The 20,107-nt window shown below is 49.0% G+C and carries 19 protein-coding genes; 10 read left to right on the plus strand and 9 right to left on the minus strand.

The genetic code is table 11. The features are described 5' to 3' along the window. Positions 1–161: 161 nt before the first annotated feature. The 3 genes from H8705_RS06055 to H8705_RS06065 form a co-directional block, all read right to left on the minus strand. Positions 162–1,010, minus strand: coding sequence for a PfkB family carbohydrate kinase (locus tag H8705_RS06055; protein WP_262394940.1), 849 nt, complete (start codon positions 1,008–1,010; stop codon positions 162–164). 32 nt (positions 1,011–1,042) lie between these two features. Further along, complete coding sequence (locus H8705_RS06060) at positions 1,043–2,056, minus strand: SIS domain-containing protein (protein ID WP_262394941.1); 1,014 nt, start codon at positions 2,054–2,056, stop codon at positions 1,043–1,045. Between the two features lie 301 nt (positions 2,057–2,357). After that, a complete protein-coding gene (locus H8705_RS06065) occupies positions 2,358–3,080 on the minus strand; it encodes a GntR family transcriptional regulator (protein WP_316248647.1) in 723 nt (240 codons plus the stop codon). 331 nt (positions 3,081–3,411) lie between these two features. Between H8705_RS06065 and H8705_RS06070 the strand changes: the two genes are divergently transcribed. From H8705_RS06070 to H8705_RS06100, 7 genes are all read left to right on the plus strand, one after another. Then, the gene (locus H8705_RS06070; RefSeq protein ID WP_262394942.1) at positions 3,412–4,122 is read left to right on the plus strand and encodes a GntR family transcriptional regulator; all 711 of its coding nucleotides are present in this window, start codon (positions 3,412–3,414) and stop codon (positions 4,120–4,122) included. Between the two features lie 272 nt (positions 4,123–4,394). Then, positions 4,395–5,216, plus strand: coding sequence for a BtpA/SgcQ family protein (locus H8705_RS06075; RefSeq protein WP_262394943.1), 822 nt, complete (start codon positions 4,395–4,397; stop codon positions 5,214–5,216). A gap of 67 nt (positions 5,217–5,283) precedes the next feature. Beyond that, positions 5,284–6,807, plus strand: coding sequence for an FGGY-family carbohydrate kinase (locus H8705_RS06080; RefSeq protein WP_262394944.1), 1,524 nt, complete (start codon positions 5,284–5,286; stop codon positions 6,805–6,807). A gap of 131 nt (positions 6,808–6,938) precedes the next feature. Then, entirely contained in the window at positions 6,939–7,667 is a 729-nt protein-coding gene (locus tag H8705_RS06085) for a GntR family transcriptional regulator (protein ID WP_262394945.1), read from the plus strand. A gap of 263 nt (positions 7,668–7,930) precedes the next feature. Continuing rightward, positions 7,931–8,620, plus strand: coding sequence for a GntR family transcriptional regulator (locus H8705_RS06090; RefSeq protein WP_262395240.1), 690 nt, complete (start codon positions 7,931–7,933; stop codon positions 8,618–8,620). Between the two features lie 68 nt (positions 8,621–8,688). Further along, complete coding sequence (locus H8705_RS06095; protein WP_262394946.1) at positions 8,689–9,201, plus strand: hypothetical protein; 513 nt, start codon at positions 8,689–8,691, stop codon at positions 9,199–9,201. 47 nt (positions 9,202–9,248) lie between these two features. Next, a complete protein-coding gene (locus H8705_RS06100) occupies positions 9,249–9,704 on the plus strand; it encodes a GNAT family N-acetyltransferase (protein ID WP_262394947.1) in 456 nt (151 codons plus the stop codon). Positions 9,705–9,758: 54 nt separating this feature from the next. On the opposite strand, the gene H8705_RS06105 is transcribed toward H8705_RS06100, so the two are convergent. The 3 genes from H8705_RS06105 to H8705_RS06115 form a co-directional block, all read right to left on the minus strand. Continuing rightward, positions 9,759–10,610, minus strand: a complete 852-nt coding sequence (locus tag H8705_RS06105) for an SDR family oxidoreductase (protein ID WP_262394948.1) — start codon at positions 10,608–10,610, stop codon at positions 9,759–9,761. Between the two features lie 3 nt (positions 10,611–10,613). Further along, the gene (gene uxuA / locus H8705_RS06110) at positions 10,614–11,660 is read right to left on the minus strand and encodes a mannonate dehydratase (protein ID WP_262394949.1); all 1,047 of its coding nucleotides are present in this window, start codon (positions 11,658–11,660) and stop codon (positions 10,614–10,616) included. 393 nt (positions 11,661–12,053) lie between these two features. Further along, positions 12,054–13,505: an aminoacyl-histidine dipeptidase gene (locus H8705_RS06115; protein WP_262394950.1), complete on the minus strand. Its 1,452-nt coding sequence runs from the start codon at positions 13,503–13,505 to the stop codon at positions 12,054–12,056. A gap of 145 nt (positions 13,506–13,650) precedes the next feature. On the opposite strand from H8705_RS06115, the gene H8705_RS06120 reads away from it, so the two are divergent. The 3 genes from H8705_RS06120 (at position 13,651) to H8705_RS06130 (ending at position 17,403) form a co-directional block, all read left to right on the plus strand. Further along, the gene (locus tag H8705_RS06120; RefSeq protein ID WP_262394951.1) at positions 13,651–14,682 is read left to right on the plus strand and encodes a threonine aldolase family protein; all 1,032 of its coding nucleotides are present in this window, start codon (positions 13,651–13,653) and stop codon (positions 14,680–14,682) included. 154 nt (positions 14,683–14,836) lie between these two features. Continuing rightward, positions 14,837–15,766, plus strand: coding sequence for a uridine kinase family protein (locus H8705_RS06125; RefSeq protein ID WP_262394952.1), 930 nt, complete (start codon positions 14,837–14,839; stop codon positions 15,764–15,766). Between the two features lie 35 nt (positions 15,767–15,801). Then, positions 15,802–17,403, plus strand: coding sequence for an MBL fold metallo-hydrolase RNA specificity domain-containing protein (locus tag H8705_RS06130; protein WP_262394953.1), 1,602 nt, complete (start codon positions 15,802–15,804; stop codon positions 17,401–17,403). A gap of 106 nt (positions 17,404–17,509) precedes the next feature. Here the strand turns inward: H8705_RS06130 and H8705_RS06135 are convergent, their stop codons facing one another. The 3 genes from H8705_RS06135 to H8705_RS06145 all read right to left on the minus strand — a co-directional run bounded on the left by H8705_RS06135 (position 17,510) and on the right by H8705_RS06145 (position 20,029). Beyond that, complete coding sequence (locus H8705_RS06135; RefSeq protein ID WP_262394954.1) at positions 17,510–19,222, minus strand: recombinase family protein; 1,713 nt, start codon at positions 19,220–19,222, stop codon at positions 17,510–17,512. Positions 19,223–19,303: 81 nt separating this feature from the next. Beyond that, positions 19,304–19,603 carry a hypothetical protein gene (locus tag H8705_RS06140; RefSeq protein ID WP_262394955.1) on the minus strand — a complete coding sequence of 100 codons (300 nt, stop codon included), beginning with the start codon at positions 19,601–19,603 and terminating at the stop codon, positions 19,304–19,306. 18 nt (positions 19,604–19,621) lie between these two features. Then, positions 19,622–20,029: a hypothetical protein gene (locus H8705_RS06145; RefSeq protein ID WP_117546774.1), complete on the minus strand. Its 408-nt coding sequence runs from the start codon at positions 20,027–20,029 to the stop codon at positions 19,622–19,624. Between the last annotated feature and the right edge of the window lie 78 nt (positions 20,030–20,107).

Consider the following 20,107-nt stretch of genomic DNA (forward strand, 5'->3'; position numbering starts at 1 on the left):
ATTGCTGCTATCGATAAGATGATCAGCAGTCCGTAACAGATGATGTTGCGCATTGTCTTACTCATGCTTACTCTCCTTTCGTTATACCCTTCCGGATAACTCTAACTACCTCACACAGCGAAAAAGAAAATTATGATAAAATATCAAATTTTCTATTTTCCTCAGTAAGTTTTGGCATAGCCAAACGCACCGTCTACCAGGCAGTTGTTTGCCGAGAACTTTGCCGCCGTATGGAACGCTTTATCTATAACCTCATCACTGAGTTTGCTGTTTTTAGTCCAGCCGGAGGTTAGCAGGGACATTAAGAAAGAAGTAAAGAAAGAATCCCCCGCCCCCATGGTATCTACTGCTTCTACCAGCTCTACAACGCCGTTATAATACTTTTCGCCATCGTACAAAATCTGGCCTTCGATACCTTTAGTGGTCAAAATATATTTTGTACCTAATTTATGTACCTTTTCCTGGAGGGCATGAATGTCATTTTCATCCATACCCTCGCAGGAGAACAAAGCGAAATCAATATATGGACAAACCTGTTCCAGGTAGTCGTCCGCCTTAAATTCGTCCTCTACAGAAAAATCAAAGGTGACAATCCCGTTCAAATCCCGCAGTTTGGGAAGTTCCGGTTCGGTTGCCGCATAACAACCGCTATGAATCAGATCAAATCCCGCCAGATAATCCAGTTCCTTTTTTTCCAGCACCATAGGCTCCGGTTTGGTAGGACGAAGATCATCCCCTACAAATACCCGGTCTCCTTCCACCAGATTAACATCACAGCGTTCGGTAGTTCCTTCTACCGTATGACAAGCGCTGATATCAATCCCCAGATCCGTCAGAGAAGCCTTTACATGATCCGCTTCCATATCTGTGCCGAATACACCCAGATAAGCCGAATCCACGCCGGATTGTTTAGCGTATACAGCGAAATTAACTGCATTTCCGCCTGGGAACATAATCTTTTTATTTACATAACGATCAACGACATTATCGCCAAAACCTACAACTTTCATGATATGTCACCTCTTTAGCCTGTTTCAGATTATTAATATTCTACTTTTTTGTAGTATCTGCGGTAACTTAGGTCATGTCCGGTAACTTCCTGCAGATGTGGGCTGATCCGGCCTAAAGCACAGGTTACTACAATCGGTGCGAACATCCCGCGGATATCCTTGTCGATTCCTTCCAGTGCATAGTCCTTTGTATCGTATACTGTAAATTTTTTGGTGTACTTTTTACAGAATGCTTCAATGCGGTCTGCCAGAGGCCGGCTTTCATCTTCGCCTTTTACCAGAACTACATGGGTATTGTCGTCTACCAATTCCAAAGTGCCATGGAAGAAATCGGCCGCATGTACGGATTTGGTGCGGATCCACTGCATCTCTTCCAGTACGCACATGGCATAGCAGTACACTTCGCCCCAGATATCGCCGCCGGCGGTGAAGATGTGATAATTGTCATCCAGATATTTGGGAGCGTAATCTTTTCCCTGCTCATCCGCCTGCTCTTTTACCTGCGCCAGCGCTACCGGCAAACGGTTAAGGTTCGCAATGAATTTTTCATACTGCGGGAACTCGCCCCGTTTGTACAGGTAGTAGGAGAAGAACATATAGTTCATATAATAATCCGCATCAGAAGAATAGCTGTCTTTATTCAGGTTGACTACGGAGTAATCCACTAATTTCTCGATTGGAGAGTTTTCGGCGCCAAGGGAGGCGATTGTCACAGCTCCGCGTTCTTTACAATAATGAATCGCTTCAATAATCTCTTTGGTGTTGCCGCTGTCGGACATAAAGAAACATACGCTGTCTTTGCCCAGATGCCGGTTGCCGGTAGTAATAAGCATCGCCGCGTTTTCTGCATAAACCTGCGCGTCGGACATTTTCTTAAAAAACTGCTCGAAGGGGCGCATTACCGCTATCGTTCCGCCGATCCCCACCAGGAACAAATTCTTTTTGCCCAAAGCCATCGCGCTGTCAATAATTTTTTCGATTTCGCCTCTCTTTTCCAGCAGTTTTCCCATTTTCCCTACATACTCTTCCAAATACTTCTTATCCATCAACAATCATCCTTTCTAAAAATACGCAAAAGATATTCCTTCTATTAATAAAAGATCCGGCCGGATTCTTTTACTTTCCAATTTCTAAAAAAAGGCAACAACTTACCAGGCCCTTTGCATTTTTTCATTCAAAAAGCAAAAAGCGAGCCAAACCTTATATGTCCTTTAGGCCCCTTCTTTTCCAAAAAGCCGCCCTGTATTCTCCATTTTTAAAACGGATAGTTATCGAAAAACACAACAACTAACTAAGCCTTTCAGACATTGTTTTCCGAAAAGCGAAATTTTTATCTCTGTTCCCTATTTAACCGCCGCGAATTTCTGTTTCATAACCAGCACGCTGAGCATTGATGATTCCCTGGGAGTACTCTACCAGCTCCCCTTGGGCTGTAGAAGCGATTGCCCTTTCCAAAAAAACCACATCGCCCTCATAAATCGAAAGCAGCCTTGCTTCTTCCTGGCTGGCGCGGGTCAGACGGATGTTTGCATCCTGCTTGATCAGGTTGATTTTATAAATCTGCTGCAACACCGCGTACAAAGAGTTGCGCTCAAAGTCATACTCTTCCAATCCCGGACAAAACCGCACAGGGAGACACGCTTTCTCCAACGCTATGGGCTCGCCATTAAATGAACGAACCCGGATAAGTACATAAACTTCTTCTTTGTCCGAAACCCTTAGGCGTTTGGCTACCGACTGCCCCGCCTTTTGGATATTCAGGCTGATCAGGCGGCTGGAAGGAATAAGCCCCGCAGCCTGCGCCGAAGCGGAAAAGGAAATGAAGTCTTTCATATTCATCCAATACTTGGGCATTGAAAGAAAGCTGCCCTTGCCATGGACTGTATACAGCCGTTTCTGAGCGCACATGCGGCTCACTGCATCCCGGATGGTTCCCCGGCTGACGCCCAGCATTTCTGAAAGTTTCCTTTCCGACGGGAGCATGTCATTGGCCTGCAGGTGGTTTTCATCGATGTACTCTTCAATGCTGTCTATTACATCGTCGCTGACCAGATTGATCTGCTTGCTAATAAGATCACATCCTGATTACTATTTTCTTCCTATTATAACATCCCCCACCAACAGAAAGAAAGTTACCACATCCTCCTGATGACACTTTCAGTATACCAGATATCCACCTAAAGTCAACAACTGAATTAAAAAAGATTTCTAAATTTAATAATTTTATTTATATTGACCACAATCAAACAAAACTTATAGTCAATCTGATAGATATTTTCCTCTAAAAATTCCTCTTCCTCAGATAAATGTCAAGAAGCTTCCCCACTTGTTGACATTTTCAGCCGGTAAGTGATAAAATAATGTATCGATTTAACATGGTTATGGTGCGGAGGTGAAGTGCTTGACGATAAAAAAGCCCTTGTATGTCCAATTCGGCGATAAAATTCGGGCTATGATTCAAAACGGCGATTTGAAATATGGGCAAAGTATCCCCTCCGAACGAGAGCTTTCTGAAACCTATTCCATCGATCGCAAGACCATCCGTAAAGGTCTTGCTCTTTTAGTGGAGGAAGAACTGCTGGTGCGTATTCCCGGCAAGGGCACTTATGTAAGCAAGCCGAAAATCGCTTATTCCATGGAGGAGATGGGCGGCTATACCCAACTGTTCCAGGAAATTGGCATGCGCCCTTCCAGCCGGGTAATCTTCACTGGACAGGTGTCCTGCGGGTACCGGCTATCCAAAGTGTTCGGCATACCTAAGGACGCCGCGCTGTATAAGATCGTGCGTATCCGTATGGGCGACGATGAGCCGATTGCTTTGGAAACTACCTATCTTCCCTATCACTTAGTGGAGGATATTGAAAAGATTGACTTTGGAATTTACTCCCTTTACGAGATTTATGCGGAAAATGGCATTTCTCCCAGCCGTATCCGGGAAACGGTGGAAGCTGTGGAGCTGGGAGCCATCGAGGCCAAGCATCTGAACCTTCCAGTCGGGGAGCCGGCATTCCTAATTATCGATACTACCTATGACAATCAGGGTGCGGTAATTGAATATACCCAGGGTCTTACCAACAGCAAACGAATGATGATGATTAAAGTTCTTCAATAAAAAAGCTGGGCCACTTTCGAGAAAGCGGCCCAGCTTTTTTGTTTACTTTCTATTTTGGTCTATTTTTAGGCCAATTTGGTGGTTTTACCCAAAAAAAGATTAAATTTTTTCTATTGTAGAGACTAGTATTTTTTAAAATCTATGGTATACTTAAGACACAAACAGATGGAACTGGTAAGCATAAGAGACAATTTGGGGTATTTTAAAGTGACGTTTACTTTCGTCCTGCAGGCTTAAATTTTCGGTTCCATAAATTTAAGGAGGATTTTATTATGAGTTGGCGTAAAGAAATGTTTGGTTCCGAAAAACCGATTATCGCAATGCTGCATCTGCGTGCGTTCCCGGGCGATCCTTTGTATAAAAGGACCGACACAATGAAACAAGTGGTGGAACACGCTCGTCATGACCTGCACGCTCTGCAGGAAGGCGCCGGCGGCGTTGACGGTATTCTGTTCTCTAATGAGTTCAGCCTTCCTTATCAGTGTCCGGTAGACCCAATCGCTCCGGCGGCTATGGGACGTATTATCGGCGAACTGATGAGCGAAATCACAAAGCCTTACGGCGTTGATTTGGAATCCGATCCTATGGCGGCTATCGACCTGGCTGCCGCAGTTGACGCGAAATTTATCCGCGGCACCTTCACTGGCGCTTATGCGGGAGACGGCGGTCTTAATAACACCGACATCGCCACTACCTTGCGCCGGAAAAGAGAACTGGGCCTGGATGATTTGAGAATGCTGTACTTCCTCAACAACGAATCCGATGAGTATCTGGTAGAAAGAGACGTTGTTGACGTGGCAAAATCCATGATCTTCTGCTGCAAACCGGACGTTCTGTGTATTTCCGGCGCCTATGCAGGCCAGCAGGCCAACACCGATTGGATCACCCGCGTACGTACTGCCGCCAATGGTACGCCTGTATTCTGCAACACCGGCTGCCGCGCAGACAATATCAAAGAAAAATTGGCTATTTCTGACGGTGCTTGCGTTGGTACCGCCTTTAAAGTGGACGGCAAATTTGAAAACCTGGTGGATGTCAACCGCGTTGCCGAGTTTATGACCCAGGTACAGGAATACCGCAAAGAAAACGAATAATTACCCGGTTTCTATACAGTCGAAAATATAATTAACATATGTTGTAACGAAAGGGGAAAATCGGAAAATGGCTAACAAGTATTTTATGGGTATCGACGTAGGTACCAATGAAAGCAAAGGTGTCCTGATCGACGAAAACTGTAAAATTATCCATACTGAGATTGCTCAGCACGGAGTGGAGAACCCAAAACCAAACTTCTGGGAGCATGACGCGGAAGTTGTTTGGTGGGGGGATATCTGTAAAATCTCCAACGCCCTGATCAAAAATTCGGGTATCAAAAACACCGATATTAAAGGCATGGGCGTCAGCGCTTTGAGCGCCGATGTCGTTCCGGTAGATGAAAACTGTGTTCCCCTGCGCAAGGCGATCCTGTATGGTATTGACGCCCGCGCAGAAAAAGAAATGGAATATCTTACCGAATACTACGGACCGCAAAGAATGGATACGCTGTTTAACGGACGTCCCTTATGTTCTTCCGACTGTATGCCAAAAATTTTGTGGATAAAAAACAACGAACCGGAAATATTTGAAAAAACATATAAATTCTTAACCGCTTCCTCTTACATAACCGCGAAACTTACCGGCGTTTATGTAATTGACCGTTATCTGGCGCTGTCCTCTTTCGCCCCTTGTTACCGCGGGGATCTGTCCATCGATGATGAGCTGGCCCGGGAGTGTTACTGCCGCGGCGATCAGCTGGCGGAGGGAAAAGAAACCACCGATGTAGTTGGGTATGTCACCGCAGAAGCGGCGGCACAAACCGGTCTTGCGGTGGGAACTCCCATCATCACCGGTACGGACGATTCCGGCGCGGAAGCAATCAGCACCGGCGTTTTGGAACCAGGCGATCTGATGGTGCAGTTGGGTTCCACCTGCTACATTATGTACTGCTCCGAAAAGATGGTGACTGACGAAAGAATTTGGGCGGAAGATTATCTGGTTCCAGAAACCTTCTGTCTGGACGGCGGCACCAACGCCGCAGGCGCTCTGACCAAATGGATGCGGGATACTATCTTCCCGGATCTGGTGCAGGCCCAGGAAAAGGGCGGCGAAAACGCATTCGGCGCGATGGCGAAACTGGCGGAAAAAATTCCGGCGGGTTCGGAAGGGCTGGTTGTTCTCCCTTACTTTGCCGGCGAACGCACCCCCATCAACGACGCCAACGCCAAAGGCGTGTTCTTCGGACTTCTGTTCAACCATACCCGGGAGCATATGTACCGGGCGGCGTTGGAAGGCGTTGCCTATTCTATCGCTCAGCATGTGGACATTTTTGAGGAAAACGGCCTGAAGATCAATAACTTTATGTGTGTAGGCGGCGGTACTCAGAATAAGGAATGGCTGCAAATTATCGCCGATGTTACCGGACATACGGTAAAAACTGCAAAAATCACCATCGGCGCTTCCTATGGAGACGCTATGATGGCGGCGATCGGTACCGGCCATTTCAAAGGATACGGCGATCTGTCCAATTATATCGAACCTGGTATGGTAATTGAGCCAAATATGAAAAACCATGAGGTTTATAAACCTCTGAAAAAGATTTACCACGAGCTGTATGAAAACACCAAAGAATTAATGCATCAGTTATAATTACCTATCCTATCTTCTTCCTACACTGTGTTTTATTGCCGCTGGGGTTAGAGTTTTTTTCTAAGGCTGATTGACGAAACCTGTCGGCAGCATTTATAATAAACTATGCTAGCGGCAATAAAAACGCGGCATTGGAGGCGATCAATATAAGTAAATATTCTAATTTGGTGCATTCTGAACTTTCTGAGAAAATCGAAGAATATATTTACCACAACCATTTGGAAAGCGGCGCTCGTCTGCCTGCGGAACGGGATTTCTGTCAGCTGCTGGGTGTGAGCCGGATGACCTTGCGGGAAGCAATTAAAAAGCTTTGCGAAGAGGGCGTTTTGGATAATATCCGCGGAAAAGGTACGTTTGTAGCAGCAAAAAGAGTATGCAACGATCTTCTCCGTTTTTCAAAATCCCCCTACTCTCCTCAAGAAGGCTCTTACAAACTCATCAGTATCCAGAAATTGAAAGCGGAAGGTTCGGTTGCCCGGCATCTGCTGCTTCCTGTAGGGGCTGAAGTGTATCAGATCAAGCATCTTCGCACAGTGGAGGGAGAGCGTGTTTCCATTGAAACGTCTTATCTTCCCGCCGCAGGAATTGGTAAAATCAATGAACGCAAATTGGAAAACATGCCGATCTGCAGTGTCTATGGAAAAGATTTCAGCCAAATGCTTACCCGTGTCAATATCCGGATAAGCATTGGAAATGCTGCTTTTGAAGAAAGCGAATGGCTGAATATTTTCGAAGGGGAATATATCACGGTGGAAAAGCGTACGCTTTTTACCGGAGACGATACCCCGGTGGAATATTGCATTTCCGTTTCCAGCGCGCGCAAGGTATTGTATTCCACCAGTCTGAAAGCTAATAATTAAATTTTCTTTTTAGAAGTTTTTTCAAGAGAGGAAAATGTTTCTCAGAAGGCGGAGATTTAGAAATTTTGATAAATATCATACCCCTTTCAACCACAACCATAGTATGCCGCCTATCTATAGGATAGGCGGCATACCGCTTTTTAGGCCTTGTTTACTTTTCCTGTTGCCGCTGATTGCAAAATTCCCGTAAATATGGCATACTGTTACTTGTGACCCCATTTTAGTCGAAAGGATGGTGATCTGCCATCAGAGAAGCTCTTTATATTTTTGTAAGCAACTCCATCCGCAACAAGATTGCCAACGGAGAATTAAAATATGGACAGCGTATCCCTTCGGAAAGAGAAATGGCGGAAGAATTTTCTGTGGATCGTAAAACCCTGCGCAAAGCGATTTCCGTATTGGTGGACGAAGGAATTTTAACCCGGATTCATGGAAAAGGCACTTATATCAACAAACGGCAGGTTTCTTATGACCTGGATATTATGGACAATTTCAGCCAGATGCTTCAGCGCAGCGGCATGAAGCACGAATGCCGCCTGCTGTATAAGGAAAAACGTAAGGCTGGGTTTAAATATGCTAAAATCCTCCAAATTAATGAGGACGACGACGTATATCGGCTGGTTCGTTTGCGTTATGGGGATGGAGAGCCGTTGGCCCTGCAGGACACGTATATCGTCTATGATATTATCGAAGATATTGAAAGTATTGATTTTGAGATGTATTCCCTATACGATGTGCTGAACCAACATGGGATCTACGCCAGCCGGATGGATGAAACTTTCTCTTTTATCGAGCTCTCCAGTCCGGAAACAAAGTTATTGGGCGTCCCGGAAGGCTCCATCAGTTTTATGACGGAAGATACCACCTACGATCAAAACGGTAAGATTGTGGAGTATACGAAGGGCCTTACTAACAATAACAAACTGGATATCAGTATGACGTTAAAAAAATAGTCTCTCTTTGCGGCAGCGGGTTTCCTCTCTGCCGGAATTTTACATAAGGAAATGGAGAACAAGAAAAAATGGTTGTATTAGTTGTGGTTGTGGTTCTTATCGCTCTTAATGGTTATTTAAGAAAAATGAAAAGCCCTTCCGGCAGCAAGATTTACGTGACAGTCGCTTCCCTCACCGCTATCGCCAGCATTATCGGCACCTTCCTTATTAAACCGATGCTGCGAAATTCCTTGGAAGCCGCTTCCCTTTCTACCCAGGAGGTCGCCGCTTATATTCAGCAGTTTGACAGGTTTGCCGGCAGTGCCCGAATGGTTACCGGTGTAGCGATTGCCGTTTTCTGCGTGATGATGATTCGGAAATCTACCGTCCAGGTGTTGGAAAAATCGGTAATGCCTTGTACCGTACTAACCGCGGCTTTGGTCACGGTTTCCCTGCTCAACGGACTCAGCACCCTCACTGCCCAGGACGGAGGCTTTGGCGCTTATGTCACCGCGTTCGGCGCTTGCTGTGCTGGAGCGATGATGGTTCCTTTTGTAGTAAAGCGGCTGATATACGAACGTAAAATTGGGAGAATCGATTAAAGCAAAAAAACTAGCAATGTTTATTTTGTCTTTTTGGGGAGGAAAACATGCCAAATATTATTTCTGTAAGAGAGCGTCCTCAGTATAGCAAACAGGCCATCGCCTATTTTCAAAGCAAATGGGCTACCCCTGACAGCATGATGGTATATGAGGACTGTATTACCTCCTGCCTAAACGCCCCCGCGCCTCTGCCCCAGTGGTATCTGCTTATGGAGGGAGAGCGCATTATCGGCGGCGCTGGACTGATTACCAACGACTTTATCAGTCGGGGGGATTTGTATCCTTGGATATGCGCTGTATATGTGGAGGAAGACTGTCGGGGAAACGCTTACAGCTCCCAGCTTTTGCAAAAGGCAAAGGAAGACGCCAAAAAATTTGGATTTTCCCATGTCTATCTTTCCACCGATCTGGAGGGCTTTTATGAAAAATATGGGTTCCATTATCTGGGTATAGGATATCATCCTTGGGGAGAAAGTTCCCGGATTTATGAAGCAGATGTATAAAAGCAACTAAAAACGGCCAGGCGAAAATTCGCCTGGCCGTTTTATTTATGTTTCTTATACGCCGGAATAAGCGGAAAATCCGCCGTCTACCGGGATAACTACGCCCGTGACAAAACCGGTTGCCTCGTTGCTGAGCAGGTACAGCAGGGTGCCGATCAGCTCTTCGCTTTCGCCGAAACGCCCCATGGGAGTAGCGGCAAGAATTTTACCGGTACGCGGGGTTGGGGTGCCGTCCTCATTAAACAGCAGCTTTTCATTCTGTTTGGTGACAAAGAACCCGGGAGCCATCGCGTTCACTCGGATTCCCACCTTGGAGAAGTGGACTGCCAACCACTGGGTAAAGTTAGAAATCGCCGCTTTTGCGCCGGAGTACGCTGGAATTTTGGTCAGAGGAGTAAAAGCGTTCATGGAAGAAATGTTTAAAATAACGCCGCCCGGATGATCCAGCATATCTTTGGCAAACGCCTGCGTAGGGATCAAGGTACCCAGGAAATTAAGGTTAAATACAAATTCTACGCCGCTCTTGTCCAAATCAAAGAAGGATACGGTATCCGCGTCCAGATCCCCTTCAAAATAGTATTCTTTTGTGGTAGTCGCCCGGGGATTGTTGCCGCCCGCTCCGTTAATCAAAATTTCACAAGGACCGACCTCAGCCTTGATCTGATCGTGAAGTTTATCCACACATTCCTTATTGAGGACGTCCGCTTTATACGCCCAAGCTTTTCCGCCCTCTTGTTTAATTTCGTCGGCAATTGCCTTCGCAGCGTCCTCATTCAAGTCCAGAAGCACAACCTTGGCCCCGCACTGAGCGATAGCTTTGGCGAACATACTGCACAGCACGCCGCCCGCACCGGTGACAACGGCTACCTTGCCGCTAAGATCAATATTAAACGGAAGCTTTAACATTGTTTATTTCCCTTCTTTCTGTAATGTTTCCCAAATGCCGTTGATATAAGCGGCGCCCAGCGCCCGGTCGTAAAGACCGTAACCTGGCTTTCCAGTCTCGCCCCAGATCATTCTGCCGTGGTCCGGACGCAGCCAGCCGTCAAAGTTATTTTTCTTCAGCGCCTTCATAATGGCCACGATATCCAGTGAGCCGCAGGAGGACAGATGAGCAGTTTCTTCAAAGCTGCCGTCGTCCATAAGCTTTACATTTCTCACATGCATAAAGTGAATACGTCCCATTTTGGAGTATTTGTCCACCATGGCCGTCACATCATTGGATTTCGCGCAGCCCAGGGAACCGGTGCAAAGAGTCAGTCCGTTATATTTGCTGTCCACCAGTTTTAAGAACCGATCGAGGTTTTTCTCGCTGGTAATAATCCTCGGCAGACCAAAAAACGGATACGGCGGATCATCCGGATGAATCGCCATTTTCACGTCGCATTCCTCCGCTACCGGAATGATAGCTTTGAGGAAATACTCCAGATTTTCCCACAATTTTTCTTCGTCGACCTTTTTATATTCATTAAACAGGTTCTGCAGATCTTCTTTTTTATAGCTACTGTCCCAACCAGGAAGGGACAATTCCCCGCTGAGGGGATCCATCTTCTTCAGCTGATCTACATAATACACCAGGCTGGTAGAGCCGTCCGACGCTTTTTTATCCAGTTGGGTACGGGTCCAGTCAAAGACAGGCATAAAATTGTAGCAGATGCAGCGCACTCCCGCTTTTCCCAAACGGCGGATATTCTCTTTATAAGCGTCAATATAGCCGTCCCGGGTAGGCAGTCCCAACTTAATATCTTCGTGTACGGGAACGCTTTCTACAATATCAAATACCAGTCCCGCTTTTTTACAGGCGTCTGAAATGGCCTGGATACTTTCCTCGCTCCATACCCCGCCTGGAGCTACGTCATATACGGCGCTTACCACACTGTGCATCCCTGGAATCTGGGATATGTATTCAAGGCTCACAGGATCGCTTTCGCCATACCATCTGAAAGATAGCTTCATACTTTTTTCCTCCTAAAATGAATGTAACCGGTATCGAAAATTTCTCCGGTTTTGGGTAAGTGTCCCTTTTATTTGCGTTTTCTACGCTACTTATAACTCTATCATAAAACGTAAGCGCTTTCAAGATCATTTCTCTTTTTTTCCTAACAAAATTTTTCTTCCCCTTTTAGGTGAAATTGCGAAAAGAAAAAAATATCCAAAGCGCCAGCGGTGCGCTTTGGATATTTTTCTATCTATTTCCTGTCTGGGAGCAGCCATTCTATCTGTTGCCGCTCATAGTTTTCGGCGAACGGTTTCCCGGATAACTGCCCCCTTGGTCCAAGGTACCGGGGCTGCTGAAAGAGGAAAAGGCCGCGTTTCCATAAATTCTCATCGCTGCATACTTCCAATCGTCTACAGCCGTTTTAATACTTCGCACAGCAGTTTCCACATTTTTTCACAGGAGGGCAGGTCCATAGATTCCTGGGGCGTATGGCAATCTCGGACAGTGGGCCCTACGGCGATGGCGTCCAACCCTGGCATCTTATCCACAAACAATCCGCACTCCAGTCCCGCATGGATATGTTCTATCTTTAACGCCTCCCCAAACAGTTCCCGATAACTCTCACAGAAAATTTCCCTTACCGGGGAATAAGGATTATAACTCCAGCCGGGGTATTCACTGTCGCATTGGCAGGTAAATCCCAAGCGCTGGGCCAGCATCTCCAAGTTGCGCCGGGTATTGTTTTGCAGAGAATCTACGCTGCTTCTAGGAGAGAAAACCACTGCGGTCCTGTTCTCCTGAATTTGAATCGCCGCCAGGTTCACCGACGCCACCACAAATCCGCCAGCCTGCATATCCCGGCAGAGCACCCCGTGGGGAGCCAGGCATAAAAGAGCGACAATCTCCTTTGCCGCCCCTGCCTCCAACGGTTGGTAATCGGCATAATCAATCTCCTCTATTTCCACATAAAACTCAGGCTCGCTGATCTTGCACTCTTTTTTTATCTCCTGAGCAATGGCTCGTATCGCTTTTCCGGCCATCTCCCGCTGGGTATCCGTCTCATACCCCAGCAGAGCGTCACATTCCCGGGGGATCGCATTGTCCTTGTTGCCGCCGCTGATGTGGATCAGGTGGAATCCTTGTGTATTCATGCCTTCCCGCACAAGCCGCCCCATCGCTTTCAGGGCATTCACCCGCTCGTCTCCGATAGCCATTCCCGAGTGCCCTCCCTGCAGTCCCCGAACCCGCAGAGCCAGCGCATATACCTGTTTTTCCTCCCGGGAGAAGAGCTTTTCCATTCCCAGGCGCATTCCGCCGGCGCAGCTGACCGTGGCGATCCCTTCGTCTTCGGAATCCAGATTGATCATGGTTTTCGCCTTTAAATCGGAGGTATCCATGGCGGCCGCCCCCAATAGCCCTATTTCCTCCCCGGTGGTGAACACACATTCCAAAGGGGGATGGGCAAGGTTATTGTCGTCCAGTACCGCCAGCATCATCGCTACCGCAGCGCCATTATCCGCGCCCAAAGTAGTCCCCTTGGCGTGCAGCTGCTCCCCTTTTAGGCAAAGGACAATTCCCTGGGTGTCAAAATCATGGATCGTATCGGCATTTTTCTCGCATACCATATCCACATGTCCCTGGAGCATTACTGGGGGATGGTTTTCATATCCTGGGGAGGCGGCTTTTTTTATTACCGTATTATAGGCGCTGTCTGTGCGGTAGACAAGCCCCCGTTTTTTTGCAAATGCCGCCAGGTATTCACAAATTTGCTTTTCTTTTCCGGAGGAGCGGGGAATTGCGCTGATCTCCTCAAAATAATACAGCATTTTTTCCGGCTGCCGGCCAGCAAGCACAGATCCCATCAGTCATAACTCCTTTACATATAATTTCCTCTTTCAGTGTATCATCCTGTCTTAAAAAACTCAAGGGAGACCACCCTTGTCTTTACATTTTTCCCAGCCGGTGTTAAAATAAAAGTCATTGCACAAGATACGGGAGGCAGTATTTATGTATAGTTTTAAATGCGACTACGGCGAAGGGGCGCATCCCCGGATTCTCCGAGCTTTGCAGAGAACCAATCTGGAGCAGACGGAAGGATATCTGCTGGATCCCTATACGCAAAAGGCGAGCGGGCTGATCAAAGAGCGGATCGGCCGGCAAGAGGTGGACATTCATCTGCTTATGGGGGGCACCCAGACCAACCTGGTGGCTCTCAGCGCGTTTCTGCGTCCCCACCAGGCGGTCATCTGCGCGGACAGCGGGCATATTTTCGTTCATGAAACCGGGGCGATCGAGGCCACAGGACATAAGGTGTTCGCTCTGCCCTCCCCAGATGGAAAACTAACCCCCGCCCAGGTAAAACAAGCTGTAGAGCTTCATACAGATGAGCATATGGTAAAGCCAAAAGTAGTATTTCTTTCCAATCCCACCGAAGTAGGAACTATCTACACCAAAAAAGAGCTTGCCGCCATGCGCGGGGTATGCGACGAGTACGGCCTGTTTTTATATATCGACGGAGCAAGGCTGGGCTGTGCTCTTACCTGTCGTGAAAATGACATGACCTTACGGGATTTTGCCGCTTTCCCCGACGCCTTTTATATCGGCGGCACCAAAAACGGCGCATTTATGGGGGAGGCCTTGGTGATCGCCAATGACCGGCTAAAAGAAGATTTTCGTTACCTGATGAAGCAAAAAGGCGCGTTAATGGCAAAAGGCCGGTTTTTAGGGATTCAATTCTGTGAGCTGTTTTCGGATGATCTGTATTTTTCTTTGGCCCGCCATGCCAATGATACGGCCGCGGTGATCCGCAGCGCTTTAAAGGAAAATGGCTACTCTCTTATGACCGACAGTCCCACTAACCAACTGTTCCCTATCTTCCCAAAAGAGGTTCTGACACGGTTGGAGGACAAATATCTTTTCACTCCTTGGAAGGAGCTTTCCGATGGACGCGCCGCGGTGCGCATAGTCACCTCCTGGGCCACGCCTATGGAGCAGGTTCAGAAGTTTGCGCAGGATTTGGAAAAAGCAAATAAAAAATAGGAAAATCGCCGGATTATTCTGCATATACTGAATAATCCGGCGATAAGTTTACGATATTTCTACATAACCTTCATACTTTTAGCCTAGGATAATAATATAGATTATGTTAATATAATATAAACCATACAAAACTATCAGAAAAGGGGTTGAGCTTATGCGATATTCAAAAATCATGGCAAAAGTGGACGTAGGCGCGTTGCACGATAGTATTTTATATCGCCCCCAGGAGCTGGTAGATCAGGCGGAGCGTTCCTTCCATAAAAAAATTATGGCGGTATGCGACGATACTTTGAAAAATGACTGCCACCTTATTATGATTACCGGACCCTCTGCTTCAGGGAAAACGACTACTGCGAAAAAGATTGTTGCGGAGCTGGAGGAACGAGGGCATAAGGTCACCCGGATTTCCTTGGACAATTTTTATAAAAACAGGGATTCCCTGCCCTTCTGGAGCGATGGATATAAAAACTGCGAGAGTATTGAAAGTATGGATCTTCTTTTGTTTGAGCAGGTAATCGGTACTCTCTTGACAAAGGGATTTGCCCATCTTCCGGTATATGATTTTTCTACGGGCAATCGGGCGGAGCGAACCATTCCTGTGTCCTGCGACGACGATACCTATCTTGTGATTGAAGGAATCCACGCTATTAACCCAGAGCTTTCCCGGTGTATCAGTCAGTTTCCTTCTTTAAGCGTTTATATCAGCGTCCACAGCGATTTTATTGACCCGCAGGGCAATATTCTGCTTCACGCCCGGGATCTGCGGCTGATGCGGCGGATTTTAAGAGATCAGGTCCACCGCCATACCAGCGTAATGGAAACTTTAAAAATGTGGGATTACGTTTTAAAGGGAGAGGAATTATATATGCAGCCTTACCGGGGTTTTGCGGATTTCCATATCAATTCCACCCATGTGTACGAACCTTTTCTGTACCGTGATAATCTCTTAAAAGCATTTGATAATCCTGAAATTTTTTCCGCTTACCCACAGACAGCCCAGCGTCTATGCAGCGCGGCGGAGAATTTTGCGACTCTCTCCCAGCAGCTCGTTCCTCCTTCTTCCCTTATACAGGAATTTTTATAACATCCAGGAAGATTAACTGAAAGGGGCTTGATCAAATGAAACTTACTTTTTGGGGCGCGGATCACGAGGTCACCGGAAGCTGCCATTGTATTGAGGTAAATGGCAAGCGCCTTCTTATCGACTGCGGACTTGCCCAGGGACAGGATGAAAAAGAGGATAATCAGCTTCCTTTTTCACCTGCTCAAATTGATTATGTACTGGTTACCCATGCCCATATCGACCATTCGGGGCGGCTGCCCCTTCTGGTGAAAAACGGTTATCACGGACCGATTTACGCAACTAGAGCGACCTGTGAGCTGTTGGGAATTATGCTCCGGGACAGCGCCCATATCCAGGAAATGGACGCCCAATGGAAACAGAGAAAAAGAAAGCGGGCAGGCGAGGAAGATGTTCTTCCTTTGTATACCGCTTTGGATGTAGAGGATACCCTCCCCCTTCTGCGGCCTTGTTCTTACGGACAGGAGATTTCGGTGGGGCCGGGAATTACCGCGAAGTTTATTGACGCGGGCCATCTGCTGGGATCGGCCTCCATCCTTCTGACGCTCTCTGAAAACGGCGCTGTAAAAACGGTAGCTTTTTCCGGGGATATCGGCAATCGCCATCAGCCCATTATCAGAGATCCACAATACATAGATAAGGCAGATTATGTTCTTGTGGAGAGCACCTACGGCAACCGGCTTCACGGGGCAAATGCGGGCAGCATCCAAGAGCTGGCGGAAATTTTCGATAATACTCTGCGCCGGGGCGGCAATGTGGTAATTCCTGCTTTTGCCGTGGGGCGTACGCAGGAGCTGCTTTACCATATCCGCAAGATTAAAGAACAAAATCTGGTCACCAGCATACCGGATTTTCCAGTATTTGTGGACAGCCCCCTGGCGTTGGCTGCTACTCAAATTTACGACGGGGACTTAACCGGATACGCTGATGAGGAGACTTTAGAGGTTTTACGAAAGGGTTTCCGGCCGATTAAGTTTTCTAATTTGAACCTGTGCCAAAGCGCGGATGAATCCATTGCCTTAAATGCCGACCCCACCCCGAAAGTGATCATCTCCTCCAGCGGTATGTGCGATGCGGGGCGTATCCGTCACCATCTCAAGCACAATTTGTGGCGAAGTGAATGTTCTGTGGTATTTGTAGGGTATCAGGCCAACGGCACTCTGGGACGTATCCTGGTGGACGGCGCCCAGCAGATCAAACTCTTCGGGGAGCAGATTGCAGTCAAAGCAGAGATCTACAACTTCCGGGGACTGAGCGCCCACGCCGATCGGGATGGGCTGTTGGACTGGGTTTCCCATTATAAAAATAAGCCGGAAAAAATATTTGTAGTTCATGGGGAGGAAGAAGCCTGTGAAAGCTTTACCCAGCTGCTGAACGCCTCTGGTTATCATGCAGTCGCCCCTTACTACAAAGCCGAGTACAACCTGCTCACCGGCCGGTTTGAAACCGAGGGGATTCCCCTGTGGGAGCTGCAGGAGCGTACTGCCCAAAAACGCAAGGCTTCCCCTGCCTATCTTCGCCTGGTGGCTATGGGCGAGCGCATCCAGGAGGTTATCCGCCACAACGAGGGCGGCGCCAACAAGGACTTGGCCCGGTTCGCCGATCAGCTAAAATCCTTAATCGACAAATGGGATCGATAAAAGCAAAAAAAGCCTCCCGCGGGTGCCTATCGATAGGTACGAAATCTGACCCATCGGAGCCCCGGGGTGCTAGGAGGCGGACAGCTATGGCTGTCCGCCTTTTCCGTTATGCGGGGATATCTTGCGGTTGGCCGGTATTGGGTACCGCCTGGTGAAGTTGGAATGCGGATAAGGCGGGCTTTGCTTCACCCGGCAACATCCCGCTGTCCACCGCGCCGATATCCCGGTAGAAGATACGCACGCTCTGTCCGCTGCTGCGGGAGTATTTCTTCCCCCGTTCGCCGATCTCGATCCGCCGGATGAACAACCGCAGCAGGTCCGGCGTCAGCTCCTCTATGGCGGTGTACCGCTTGGCCTTCTCAATGAAGGCCTCCACGTTGGCGACAGAAGCCCGCAGTTCTTCCAGCCTGGCCTCCATCCTGGGGATGGCTTCCTCCAGCGCCTTCTGCTCGGCGTTGTAGTCGGCGGAGAGCATCCGGAACTGCTCGTTGGTCACCCGACCCAGCACATTGTCCTCGTAGAGCCGCTTGAACAGCGCCGACAGTTCCCCGCACCGTTTCTTCCCAGTGTCCAGTTCTTTTTGCAGCCGGGAGATCTCCCGACGCAGCTGGGCGCTGTTTTTCTGCTGGATGTACTCGGCAAACTGCCGCTCCTTCTTCCGGGCGAAGTGGGTGACCCTTTTCAGGTCGTCCAGAACAATGGCTTTCAGGTCCCGTTCCAGGATCTGATGAGGCGTGCAGAACGCCTTCCCCTTCTTGCCATAGGTGGAGCACCGGAAGTAGTACTGATCCTCCCGCATCTTCTCGGTCCGGCAGAGCACCAGATACCCGCCGCAGTCGGCGCAGTAGACCAGCCCAGAGAACAGCCCCGGCTCCTCCATATGCTTGGGCGCCCGGCGCTTGTGCCGGCGCACCTCCCGGACGATCTCCCAGAGCTCCTGGGTGATCAGGGGCTCATGGGTGTTCTCCACCAGCGCCTGCTCACTCTCCGGGCGCTTCACCTCCGCCTTGTTCTTGTAGGAGACGGTGGTGGTCCGCAGCCCCAGGGTATGCCCTCGGTAGACGATGTTGTCCAGGATGTGGGCCACCGACGCCCCCGACCAGCGGCAGGGCTGGCTGGTGTCCAATCCACAGAGGGCCGCTCCTGTCTGACGGAAGTAATAGTTGGAGGGGTTGAGCACCTGCTCCGCTGTCAGCTGCCGGGCGATCTGGCTGGGGCCTTTCCCGGCGGCGCAGAGGGAGAAGATCCGCTGTACCACCGGGGCGGTCACCTCATCCGGGACGATCTTCTTCGAATCCGGCGCCTTCTTTTTGTAGCCATAGGGCGGCGCGCCTCCGGTGCGCTCTCCCCGCTGGGCCTGCATCCGCTTGATCGCCCGCACCTTCTTGCTGCTTTCCTTTGCGTGCAGCTCGTTGGCCCAGTTGCGGATGGGGTTGAAATCATTGCTCCCCTCCACCAGGGAATCCACCCCGTCGTTCACCGCGATGAACCGCACCCCCTTCTGGGGAAAGTAGATCTCGGTGTAGTAGCCCACCTGGAGGTATTCCCGCCCCAGGCGGCTGAGGTCCTTGACAATCAAGGTCTCCACCTGCCCATTTTCGATCATCTCCACGATCTTCTTCCACGAGGGCCGCTCGAAGTTGGTCCCCGAGTATCCGTCATCCGCCAGGAACAGGGTGTTCTGAAACCCGTTTTCCCGGGCGTACTGCTCCAGCAGCAGGCGCTGGTTGTAGATGGAGTTGGACTCCCCCTGGCGTTCATCCTCCTGGCTGAGCCGGCCATAGAGGACGTTGTATTTCTGATTCTGGCTTGCCTTCATCTTTCGCTGCCTCCTTTTCCCGGGCAAGCCGGTACGGCAACCACAGGATACCACACCGGCTTCCAAAAGTCCATCGGGAACTCATACTCCACCGAGATCTTTTTGCAGCTGCCGGTCGATGTGGGAGAGCAGTTTGCCGGTGGGGGTGGAAGAGGTTTTCTCCCCTCCCTGGAAGACCGAGGCGATATGGAACACCTTCCCGCCGATCACCATCTCCCGTTTGCGCACCAGCTGGCCCGGGTACTCCCAGAGTTCCGTATCCGAAAACAGGGGTAGGACCTCCCCTGATGGAAGCTCCTGCAGGGAGACTTCCTCCGGCCGGTACGCTCCCAGCATCCCGGTATCCCGCAAAGTTTCCCAGTCCTTCTTTTTCTTCTGCATCCACTGGCCTCCTTCTTCCTACTGGTCGCCGCCCCGTTGGTATTCCACCACATCCTTCAGGGAGATGCTGCCGTTGGTTTTCTTGATCTCCCGGACGCAGAGGGCCCGGAGTTTTTCCAAAAGTTCCGGATCAATCTCCATGGCGGTGGCGAAGAGGTGCATCATCATATCCACCTCCACCGCCAGCTTGAAGAGCAGGCGGGCGGTACGGTTTTCCGAATCCTGTACCGTTCCCCGGAACGCGGAGACTAACATCGGGGACAGGATATTCGCTACCTCTCCACTTTGCAGATAGGCGCAGTAGTGGAGAAGCGCCTTCTCCACAAACTCATTCTGGCTGCGGCAGTTGGCAAGGGGGATTGCCGCCTTGACTGCCTGATCGGTTTTCTCTGAAATGCGCATCTGGAATCGGACTTTCTGTTCCATGTAAACAACCTCCTTTTTCGTTTAGAATGTCATTTGTCGCTATCGAAAAATGGCTTTCCATCGGGACTTTTCGCCGGG

Source organism: Youxingia wuxianensis, assembly GCF_014385085.1.
In the GTDB taxonomy this organism is placed as follows: Bacteria; Bacillota; Clostridia; order Oscillospirales; family Ruminococcaceae; genus Youxingia; species Youxingia wuxianensis.